The 9,922-nt window shown below is 67.3% G+C and carries 10 protein-coding genes; 6 read left to right on the top strand and 4 right to left on the bottom strand.

Annotation, left to right across the window (positions count from 1 at the left end):
• From QZ609_RS20555 to QZ609_RS20545, 3 genes are all read right to left on the bottom strand, one after another.
• Positions 1 to 328 (bottom strand): methylglyoxal synthase (locus tag QZ609_RS20555; protein ID WP_295498878.1); only part of this gene is annotated, 328 nt, incomplete at its 3' end.
• A 10-nt stretch (positions 329 to 338) separates the two neighbouring features.
• The gene (locus QZ609_RS20550) at positions 339 to 1,130 is read right to left on the bottom strand and encodes an SDR family oxidoreductase (RefSeq protein WP_295498875.1); all 792 of its coding nucleotides are present in this window, start codon (positions 1,128 to 1,130) and stop codon (positions 339 to 341) included.
• A 14-nt stretch (positions 1,131 to 1,144) separates the two neighbouring features.
• Positions 1,145 to 2,071, bottom strand: coding sequence for a DMT family transporter (locus tag QZ609_RS20545; RefSeq protein WP_295498880.1), 927 nt, complete (start codon positions 2,069 to 2,071; stop codon positions 1,145 to 1,147).
• A 197-nt stretch (positions 2,072 to 2,268) separates the two neighbouring features.
• Between QZ609_RS20545 and QZ609_RS20540 the strand changes: the two genes are divergently transcribed.
• Positions 2,269 to 3,747 carry an NCS1 family nucleobase:cation symporter-1 gene (locus tag QZ609_RS20540; RefSeq protein ID WP_295498872.1) on the top strand — a complete coding sequence of 493 codons (1,479 nt, stop codon included), beginning with the start codon at positions 2,269 to 2,271 and terminating at the stop codon, positions 3,745 to 3,747.
• Positions 3,748 to 3,816: 69 nt separating this feature from the next.
• Positions 3,817 to 4,467: a uracil phosphoribosyltransferase gene (gene upp, locus QZ609_RS20535; protein ID WP_295498870.1), complete on the top strand. Its 651-nt coding sequence runs from the start codon at positions 3,817 to 3,819 to the stop codon at positions 4,465 to 4,467.
• Between the two features lie 75 nt (positions 4,468 to 4,542).
• On the opposite strand, the gene QZ609_RS20530 is transcribed toward upp, so the two are convergent.
• Positions 4,543 to 6,117: a helicase HerA-like C-terminal domain-containing protein gene (locus QZ609_RS20530; protein WP_295498867.1), complete on the bottom strand. Its 1,575-nt coding sequence runs from the start codon at positions 6,115 to 6,117 to the stop codon at positions 4,543 to 4,545.
• 150 nt (positions 6,118 to 6,267) lie between these two features.
• Between QZ609_RS20530 and QZ609_RS20525 the strand changes: the two genes are divergently transcribed.
• The 4 genes from QZ609_RS20525 to QZ609_RS20510 form a co-directional block, all read left to right on the top strand.
• On the top strand, positions 6,268 to 6,993 hold the full coding sequence (locus tag QZ609_RS20525; RefSeq protein ID WP_295498864.1) for a YebC/PmpR family DNA-binding transcriptional regulator: 726 nt from the start codon (positions 6,268 to 6,270) through the stop codon (positions 6,991 to 6,993).
• 84 nt (positions 6,994 to 7,077) lie between these two features.
• Positions 7,078 to 8,346, top strand: a complete 1,269-nt coding sequence (gene purD / locus QZ609_RS20520; protein WP_295498862.1) for a phosphoribosylamine--glycine ligase — start codon at positions 7,078 to 7,080, stop codon at positions 8,344 to 8,346.
• Between the two features lie 268 nt (positions 8,347 to 8,614).
• On the top strand, positions 8,615 to 9,523 hold the full coding sequence (gene hemF / locus QZ609_RS20515; RefSeq protein ID WP_295498860.1) for an oxygen-dependent coproporphyrinogen oxidase: 909 nt from the start codon (positions 8,615 to 8,617) through the stop codon (positions 9,521 to 9,523).
• The coding region (locus QZ609_RS20510; protein WP_295498858.1) for a nicotinate-nucleotide adenylyltransferase at positions 9,520 to 9,922 on the top strand (403 nt) is incomplete at its 3' end. The genes hemF and QZ609_RS20510, both read left to right, overlap by 4 nt.

Here is a 9,922-nt window from a genome sequence, read left to right as displayed (position 1 = left end):
CGTTGATGTCGGGTTCGTGCGGCTGCGGCGTCATCGGGTCGCGCAGGAAGATGACCGCATCGACGCGGCCCTCAGCCAGCTGCGCGCCGATCTGCAGGTCGCCACCCCACGGGCCGGACAGCATGCGCTGCACGGTCAGGCCGACTTCCTCTTCCAGCCGGCCGCCGGTGGTGCCGGTGGCCAGCAGGTCGCATCCCAACAGAAAGGCCTTGTGGTTCTGCGCAAAGGCGACCATGTCGTCCTTCTTGTGGTCGTGCGCGATCAGGGCGATGCGGCGGCGTTTCGGTGGCGCGCTCTCGGGCGCGGTTTTGGGCAAGACGGTGGTCATGGGTCGCGATTCAGAAAGTACCAGGATAAGCGCCGCCATCCAGCAGGATGTTCTGCGCGTTCAGATAACCGGCGTGCTGGCTGCACAGGAACGCGCACACCGCGCCAAATTCGGCCGGCTGACCGAAGCGCCGCGCCGGGTTGCCCTGGCGCTTGCGCTCGAAATTCTCCTCCACGCTGATGCCCGCCAGCTGGGCGCCGGCTGCGAAGGTCTTGGTGAGGCGGTCGGTCTCAAACTGGCCGGGCAGCAGGTTGTTGATGGTCACGCCGTGCTTGGCCACCTCGCGCGCCAGGCCGGCCACGAAGCCGGTCAGGCCCGAGCGCGCGCCGTTGGACAGGCCCAGCACGTCGATGGGCGCCTTCACCGCGCTGCTGGTGATGTTGATGATGCGGCCCCAGCCGCGTTCGATCATCTTGTCGACGGTCGCCTTGATGAGGTCGATGGGCGTGAGCATGTTGGCGTTGAGCGCGGCCGTCCACGCCTCGCGGTCCCAATCGCGGAAGTTGCCCGGGGGCGGGCCGCCGGCGTTGTTGACGAGGATGTCGGGCGAACCGCCCAGGCGCTCGCAGGCGAGCAGCGCCTCGGCGCGGCCCTCCGGCGTGGTGATGTCGGTGGCCACGGCCTCGACGCGCACGCCGTGGGCGGTGCGGATGCGGTCCGCCGCCGCCAGCAGCGCCTCGGCACCGCGCGCGACGATCACCACGTCCACGCCCTCTGCCGCCAGTGCATCGGCACAAGCGAAGCCCAACCCCTTGCTCGCGCCGCACACCAGTGCGCGCTTGCCCTTCAAGCCCAGATCCATCCTGCCTGACTCCCTTATTTGGTTGGATTGCCGCGCCGCGACAGCAGCGCCATGCCGGCCAGCACCAGTGCGCTGCCCGCGATCTGCCACAGCGTGATCGGCTCGCCCAGCAGCCACCAGCCCAGCAGCAGCGTCGACACCGGCCCGATCATGCCCGCCTGCGATGCCACCGGTGCGCCCACGCGGGCGACGGCCATCATCGTGAGCGTGACGGGCGCCACCGTGCAGAACACCGAATTGATGGCCGACAGCCCATACACCTGCCATGGCAGCACCAGCGCCGACACCGGCCGCAGCACCAGGAACTGCACGATGCACGCCACCGTCGACACGCACATCGCATACGCCACCAGCCGCATCGAGCCGACGCGCTTGACCAGCTCGCCGCTGGCCAGCAGATAGAGTCCGTAGCTGATGGAACTCGCGAGTACCAGTCCGCCGCCCAGCCAGACGTGGTCGCCGCCCTGGTGCAGATCGTGCGCGAACACCAGCACAATGCCGGCATACGCCAGCGACAACGACAGCCACTGCAGCCCGGTGATGCGCCGCTTGAACACCGTCGCCGTGATCAGCAGCACGAACGACGGCGTGAGGAAGAGGATGAGCCGCTCCAGCCCCGCCGTGATGTATTGCAGGCCGAGGAAGTCGAGAAAGCTGGAGAGGTAGTAGCCGATCAGCCCCAAGCCGACGATGCGCCAGCGGTCGGCCGGGGCCAGCGGAGCGGCCTTGCGCGCCTGCCACCACCCCATCGCCATGAACAGCGGCGCGGCCAGCAGCATGCGCAGCGTGATCACCATGACCGCGTCGACCTGGTAGCGATACATGAGCTTGGCGACGATGGCCTTGGCCGAGAACAGCACGGCGCCGACGGAAGCGAGCAGCAGGCCGCTGGTGTCAGCGGTGCGCGTGGTGGCGGGGGACGCAGAGGACGCGGTGGTCACAGCAGGCGGGCGGCGCATGCGAAGGTGCGCGAAGGCTGGTTGGCAGAGCGCGTCGATTGTATGTGAATTCGGCGAATCGTTCCGGCGCTGCATCTGGTGCGGCGTGGCACCGGATTCCCGGCCCCGGTGCCACGCCGCCGTACAATCCCGCCTGCATTCCGCCCAGACCATAACGACAACGGACCCGACCTCACCCCATGAGCCAAGCCACTGCCACCGCCCTGCCCGTCGGCCACGCCGATACACCCGACCCGACCCTCTGGAACGAAGACCTCAACCCCACCGCGCCCGCGCGCCGTACCTGGACGGCCGGCAACTACGCCGCGCTGTGGGTGTCGATGGTGGTGTCGGTGCCGGCCTACATGCTGGCCTCGGGCCTGATGAGCGAGGGCATGAACTGGTGGCAGGCCGTGCTGACGGTGTTCCTGGGCAACCTGATCGTGCTGGTGCCGATGGTGCTGGTGGGCCATGCCGGCGCCAAGTACGGCATCCCCTTCCCGGTGCTGGTGCGGGCCTCGTTCGGCGTGCGCGGCGCGCAATTGCCGGCGCTGCTGCGCGCGGTGGTCGCATGCGGCTGGTTCGGCATCCAGACCTGGCTGGGCAGCCAGGCCATCTACACCATCCTCAACGTCATCACCGACAACGCGCTGGTGGGCAATACGATTCCCGGCCTGGGCATCAACGGCGGCCAGGCGTTCTGTTTCGTGCTGTTCTGGGGCCTGCATATCTGGCTGATCACCAAGGGCATCGAATCGATCAAGCGCTTCCAGGCGCTGGCGACACCGCTGCTGGTCCTGGCCGCGCTGGGCCTGGTCTGGTGGGCGTACGTCAACGCGGGCGGCTTCGGGCCGATGCTCTCCGCGCCGTCGGCGTTTGCAGAAGGCGGCAAGCGCGCCGGCCAGTTCTGGGGCTTCTTCTGGCCGTCGCTGACCGCCATGGTCGGCTACTGGGCGACGCTGGCGCTGAACATTCCCGACTTCACCCGCTTCGCGCGCAGCCAGCGTGACCAACTCGTCGGCCAGGCGGTTGGCCTGCCCGGGCCGATGGCCCTGCTGGCGCTGGTGGCGGTGCTGGTGACCTCGTCGACGGTGGTGATCTACGGCCAGGCCATCTGGGACCCGGTCGCGCTGGCGGGCAAGATGACGGGCCCGTCGGTCATCGTCGCGCTGCTGGCGTTGATCACGGCCACGCTGATGACTAACATCGCTGCCAACGTGGTGTCGCCGGCGTATGACTTCTCGAACCTGGCGCCGCACCGCATCTCGTTCCGCATCGGCGGCTACATCACGGCGGGCATCGGCCTGGCGATGATGCCGTGGAAGATCCTGGAGACCACCAAGGGCTACATCTTCACGTGGCTGGTCGGCTACGGCGCGCTGCTTGGCCCGGTGGCCGGCATCATGATGGTCGACTACTTCCTGGTGCGCCGCACCGTGCTCAAGACCGGCGACCTGTTCCGCCTCGACAGCCAATACGGCTACGGCAACGGCTGGAACAGCCGCGCCATCGTCGCACTGCTGATCGGCGTGCTGCCCAATCTGCCGGGCTTCTTCAAGCAGGCGGGATTCATCGCCAGCGTGCCGGGTGTGTTCGAAGCGCTGTACACGTATGCTTGGTTCGTGGGGCTGGCGGTTTCGTCAGTCGTTTATCTGCTGCTGATGCGCGGCCGGCGCTGAGGCATCTCCTGACAGTCGGCCCCGGGGCGCGCCGGTACAATGCGCCTCATATCCGAATCTCTCGCCGCCATGAAACAAGATCCGCGCTTTCCCAATCTTTTCATCCTGAATCACCCGCTGATCCAGCACAAGCTCACGCACATGCGCGACAAGGACACGTCCACGCGCACGTTCCGCGAGCTGCTGCGCGAGATCACGCTGCTGATGGGCTACGAGATCACGCGCAACCTGCCGCTGACCACCCGGCACATCGACACGCCGATGGGCCCGATGGAAGCGCCCGTCATCGCTGGCCGCAAGCTGGCCGTGGTGCCGGTGCTGCGCGCGGGTGTGGGCATGAGTGATGGGCTGCTGGAGCTGATCCCGTCGGCACGCGTCGGCCATATCGGCGTGTATCGCGACGAACACCATCGCCCGGTCGAATACCTCGTGCGCCTGCCCGACGTGGAAGAGCGCACCTTCATCCTGTGCGATCCGATGGTCGCCACCGGCTACTCCGCCGTGCACGCGCTTGACGTGATGAAGAAGCGCGGCGTGCCCGACGAGCACATCATCTTCGTTGCGCTGGTGGCCGCGCCGGAAGGCGTGGAGGTGTTCCAGCAGGCGCATCCGGGCGTGAAGCTGTTCGTCGCCTCGCTCGATTCGCACCTGAACGAGAACGCCTACATCATCCCCGGCCTGGGCGATGCGGGCGACCGGCTGTTCGGCACGAAGAACTGATCGGGCAACACGCAACACAAACGAAAACAGCCGGCATGTCCGGCTGTTTTCTTTAGTGCGGAAGAAACGAAACGCTCAGCGCCGCTTCGACCCGCCCAACAGGCTGCCCAGCACGCCGCGCACGATCTCGCGACCGACCTGCGAGCCGATGCTGCGCGCTGCGGACTTGGCGAGCGCTTCCACGATCGAATCGCCACGCCCGCTGCGGCCCGTGCCGCTGGTCAGGATCGAGCCAGCCGTATCGAGCCAGCCGCCGATACCACCGCCCTTGCCCGCTTGCGCCGGGGCAGGTGCAGGCGCCGGTGCCGGGCCCGCTGACGCACCGAAATCCGTGCCGAGGGAACCCGGAGCCGGCGCGGGCGCAGTGCCGCTGGTCGCCACGCGGCCGGTCAGGATTTCGTAGGCGGATTCACGGTCGATCGGCGTGTCGTAGTGACCGGCCACGAGCGAATTGGCGATCAACGCACGACGCTCATCGTCGGAGATCGGCCCGATGCGCGAGGCGGGCGGCACCACGAACGCGCGCTCGGTCACTTCGGGGCGGCCGGCTTCGTCCAGCATCGAGATCAGCGCCTCGCCGACGCCCAGCTCGCCGATGGCCTGTTCCATGTCGAAGGCGGGGTTGGCGCGCATGGTGCTCGCCGCTGCCTTGACGGCTTTCTGGTCGCGCGGCGTGAAGGCGCGCAGCGCATGCTGCACGCGGTTGCCGAGCTGGCCAAGCACGGTGTCGGGCACGTCGGACGGGTTCTGCGTGACGAAATACACGCCCACGCCCTTGGAGCGGATCAGCCGCACCACCTGCTCCACCTTCTGCAGCAGCGACGGCGGCGCGTCGTTGAACAGCAGGTGCGCCTCGTCGAAGAAGAAGGCGAGCTTGGGCTTATCAACATCGCCGACTTCCGGCAGGTGCTCGAACAGCTCGGAGAGCAGCCACAGCAGGAAGGTTGCATACAGCTTGGGCGCGTTAAGCAACTTGTCGGCGGCGAGGATATTGACCACGCCCTGCCCGCCCACCGTCTGCATCAGGTCGTTGATGTCGAGCATCGGCTCGCCGAAGAACTGGTCGGCGCCTTGTGCCTCCAGCGCGATCAGGTTGCGCTGGATGGCGCCGATGCTGGCCGACGAGATGTTGCCGTAGCGGCTGGTGTACTCGGCCGAATGCTCGCCGACGTGCTGCAGCATCGCGCGCAGGTCCTTGGCGTCGAGCAAGGCGAGGCCGGAATCGTCCGCGATCTTGAAGACGAGGTTGAGCACGCCGGTCTGGATGTCGTTCAGCTCCAGCATGCGCGCGAGCATCAGCGGGCCCATGTCGGACACGGTGGCACGCACGGGGTGGCCGCGCTCGCCGTACACATCCCACAGGGTGACGGGGCAACCGGCCCACTGCGGCTCGGGCAGGCCGCGCTCTTCCAGGCGGGCCTTGAGCTTGTCATTCGGCTGGCCCGGCTGGGAGATGCCGGTCAGATCACCTTTGACGTCGGCCAGGAAGACCGGCACGCCGAGCTTCGACAAGCCCTGCGCGAGCGTCTGCAGGGTGACGGTCTTGCCGGTGCCGGTAGCGCCGGTGATGAGGCCATGGCGGTTGGCGAGTTGCGGCAGCAGCACCAGTTCGTGGCTGGCGTTCTTGGCAATCAGGATGGGATCGGTCATGGGTACTACGGGGGGATCGGTCGGGGGGCGGAAGCACGCGGCGGCGCGGGTCGCGCGTGTTAAAATCCGCGACCGATTATAGAGCGTCGCACTTGGCCTCAGTTCGCCGCCCGATGCTCGCTCACCTGCATTTCCGCTTCGGAGAATTCCATGGCCGGTCATTCCAAATGGGCCAACATCAAGCATAAGAAAGCCGCTGCCGACGCCAAGCGCGGCAAGATCTGGACGCGCCTCATCAAGGAAATCACCGTGGCGGCCCGCCTGGGCGGCGGCGATGCCGACGCCAACCCGCGCCTGCGCCTGGCCATGGACAAGGCCACCGACGCCAACATGCCCAAGGACAACATCCAGCGCGCCATCCAGCGCGGCGTGGGTGGCCTGGAAGGCGCGCACTACGAAGAAATCCGCTACGAAGGCTACGGCATCAACGGCGCGGCCGTGATCGTCGACTGCATGACCGACAACCGCACGCGCACCGTGGCCGAAGTCCGCCACGGGTTCGACAAGTACGGCGGCAACATGGGCACGCAGGGTTCGGTGGCCTTCCTGTTCGACCACGTCGGCCAGTTCATCTATGCGCCGGGCACGCCCGAAGACAAGCTGATGGACGCCGCGCTCGAAGCCGGCGCCGACGACGTCGTCACCCATGAAGACGGCTCGGTCGAAGTCGTCTGCCCGCCGCACGACTTCGTCAAGGTCAAGGCCGCGCTGGAAGCCGCCGGCTTCAAGGCGGAGCTGGCCGAAGTCATCATGAAGCCGCAGACCGAAGTCGAGTTCACCGGCGACGACGCAATCAAGATGCAGAAGCTGCTCGACGTCCTGGAAAACCTCGACGACGTGCAGGAAGTCTTCACCAACGCGGTCATCGGTGAGTAAGCCCCGAGACGCGCACATAACGGCGATCGACCTCACGATCGCCGTTTTTGTTTTTCAGATTTCGATTCTTTGAGTAGGTACAGCATGAAAGTGATGGTGGTCGGTTCGGGCGGACGGGAACACGCCCTGGCATGGAAGCTGGCACGCTCGCCCAAGGTGCAGGTGGTGTACGTGGCCCCGGGCAATGGCGGCACGGCGCTCGACAAGCGCCTGCAGAACGTGCCGATCACCGATCCGGAAGTGCTGGCCGCGTTTGCCGAGCGCGAAGGCATCCACTTCACCGTGGTGGGGCCGGAAGCGCCGCTGGCCGCCGGTATCGTCGACCTGTTCCGCGCCAAGGGCCTGCGCATCTTCGGGCCGACCCAGGCTGCTGCGCAGCTCGAATCGTCGAAGGATTTCGCCAAGGCGTTCATGCATCGCCACGGCATCCCGACCGCCAAGTACCAGACCTTCCGCAACGCAGCGCAAGCGCATGCCTACATTGACCAGGAAGGCGCACCCATCGTCATCAAGGCTGACGGCCTGGCGGCCGGCAAGGGCGTGGTCGTGGCGATGACGGCCGAAGAAGCGCACGGCGCCATCGACATGATGCTGGCCGACAACCGCCTGGGCGATGCCGGCGCGCGCGTGGTCATCGAAGAATTCCTGGCCGGCGAGGAAGCCAGCTTCATCGTCGTGTGCGACGGCAAGGACGTGGTGGCGCTGGCCACCAGCCAGGACCACAAGCGCCTGCTCGACGGCGACGCCGGCCCCAACACGGGCGGCATGGGCGCCTACTCGCCCGCGCCGGTGGTCACGCCCACGCTGCACGCCCGCACGCTGCGCGAGATCATCATGCCGACCATCCGCGGCATGGAGAAGGACGGCATCCCCTACACCGGCTTCCTCTACGCCGGCCTGATGATCGACGCCGACGGCAACCCCAAGACGCTCGAATTCAACTGCCGCATGGGCGACCCGGAAACGCAGCCCATCATGGCGCGCATGAAGACCGACCTGTATGACGTGCTCGACCGCGCCATCGACGGCAAGCTCGACGGCATGGAGCTGGACTGGGACCGCCGCACCGCGCTGGGCGTGGTGATGGCCGCGCACGGCTACCCCGATGCGCCGCGCAAGGGCGACGTGATCACCGGCATCCCGAAGGAGACGGAAGACAGCGTCACCTTCCACGCCGGCACCACGCTGAAGGACGGCGCACTGACCACCACCGGCGGCCGCGTGCTGTGCGTGGTCGGTCTGGCCGATACGGTCAAGGCCGCCCAGCGTGCCGCTTACAACGCCATCGAGCAGATCCAGTTCGACGGCGCCCAGTACCGGACCGACATCGGCCACCGCGCCATCCGCCGCTAAACGGCCCCGTAAAGCTACTGCGCGGTCCGATCTTGGCCCTGCGATGCTCGCCGTACCCGTGTACGGCTGCGCTGCATTTGGCAAATTCGGGGCCAACCTCGAACCGCTCGCTACGCTTTCCAGAACCTTTTGAACCGCGCTCCCGCCCAATGACTGGGCGGGCGCAGTATCCGTCACCAAGGGTGATCCCCGACATGCCCAGGCGACCCGCCCGCTACAATGGTGACAACCGCATGACTCGGCCGCCACGGCGGCCCCTCCCGATCTGATGGATACCCAAGCCGTCCGCGCCTACCTGCTGGAACTGCAGGACCGCATCACCACCGCCGTCGGCGCGCTCGACGGTGGCACGTTCGCCACCGACACGTGGGAAAAGCCGCCCACCGAACGCCTGCGCGGCAGCGGCCGCACCCGCATCCTGGAAGGCGGCGCGCTGCTTGAGCGCGGCGGCGTCGGCTTCTCGCACGTGATGGGCGATACCCTGCCGCCGTCAGCCACCGCCAACCGGCCCGAGCTGGCCGGGCGCGGCTTCGAGGCGATGGGCGTGTCGCTGGTCTTCCACCCGCGCAACCCATACGTGCCAACGGTGCACATGAACGTGCGCTGCTTCGTCGCCCAGCGCGCCGACGCCGAGCCGGTCTGGTGGTTCGGCGGCGGCATGGACCTGACGCCCTATTACGGCTTCACTGAAGACGCGACGCACTTCCACCGCACCTGCCAGGGCGCCCTCGCCCCCTACGGCGATGAGCTGTACCCCCGCTTCAAGCAGTGGTGCGACGACTACTTCTATCTGAAGCACCGCAAGGAAGCACGCGGTGTGGGCGGCATCTTCTTCGACGACTTCGCCGAACTCGGTTTCGAGCGCAGCTTCGAGATGCTGCGCTCCGTCGGCGACGCCTTCCTGCCCGCCTGGCTGCCCATCGCCGAGCAGCGCCACGCCGCCCCGTACGGCGAGCGCGAGCGCGAGTTCCAGGCCTATCGCCGTGGCCGCTATGTGGAATTCAACCTGGTGTTCGACCGCGGCACGCTGTTCGGCCTGCAAAGCGGCGGCCGCGCGGAGTCGATCCTGATGTCGATGCCGCCCGCGGCCAACTGGCGCTACGACTGGCAGCCCGAAGCGGGCTCGCCGGAAGCGGCGCTGTACACCGATTTCCTGCCGGCGCGCGACTGGGTATGAAGCTCCCCAATCTCGGCCGTCCCTATCGCCTCGGCCTCCTCGGCGGCACCTTCGATCCGCCGCACGTCGGCCATATCGCTTTGGCGGAGTTGTGCATCGCCCGGCTCGACCTGGACGAACTGCTGTGGATCCCGACCGGCGTGTCGTGGCAGAAAGCCGCCGACATCACGCCCGCCCCGCTACGCTTTGCCATGACCGAACTGGCGGCAAGCGCCGTACGCAGCGGTCGTGCCCGCGTGCATGTGAGCGACATGGAAGTCGAGCGCCACGGCCCCAGCTACACCATCGACACGGTGCGTGAGCTGCGCGCCCTGTACGGCCCGGAAACGTCCATGGCCTGGCTCATGGGCGCCGACCAGCTCGTCGGCCTGGACACCTGGCACGGCTGGCAAGACCTGT

Origin of the sequence: uncultured Ralstonia sp. (assembly GCA_913056305.1) — a bacterium.
In the GTDB taxonomy this organism is placed as follows: domain Bacteria; phylum Pseudomonadota; class Gammaproteobacteria; order Burkholderiales; family Burkholderiaceae; genus Ralstonia.
Note: the sequence above shows the minus strand (reverse complement) of the source record. Positions and strands in the feature narration are given on the sequence as shown.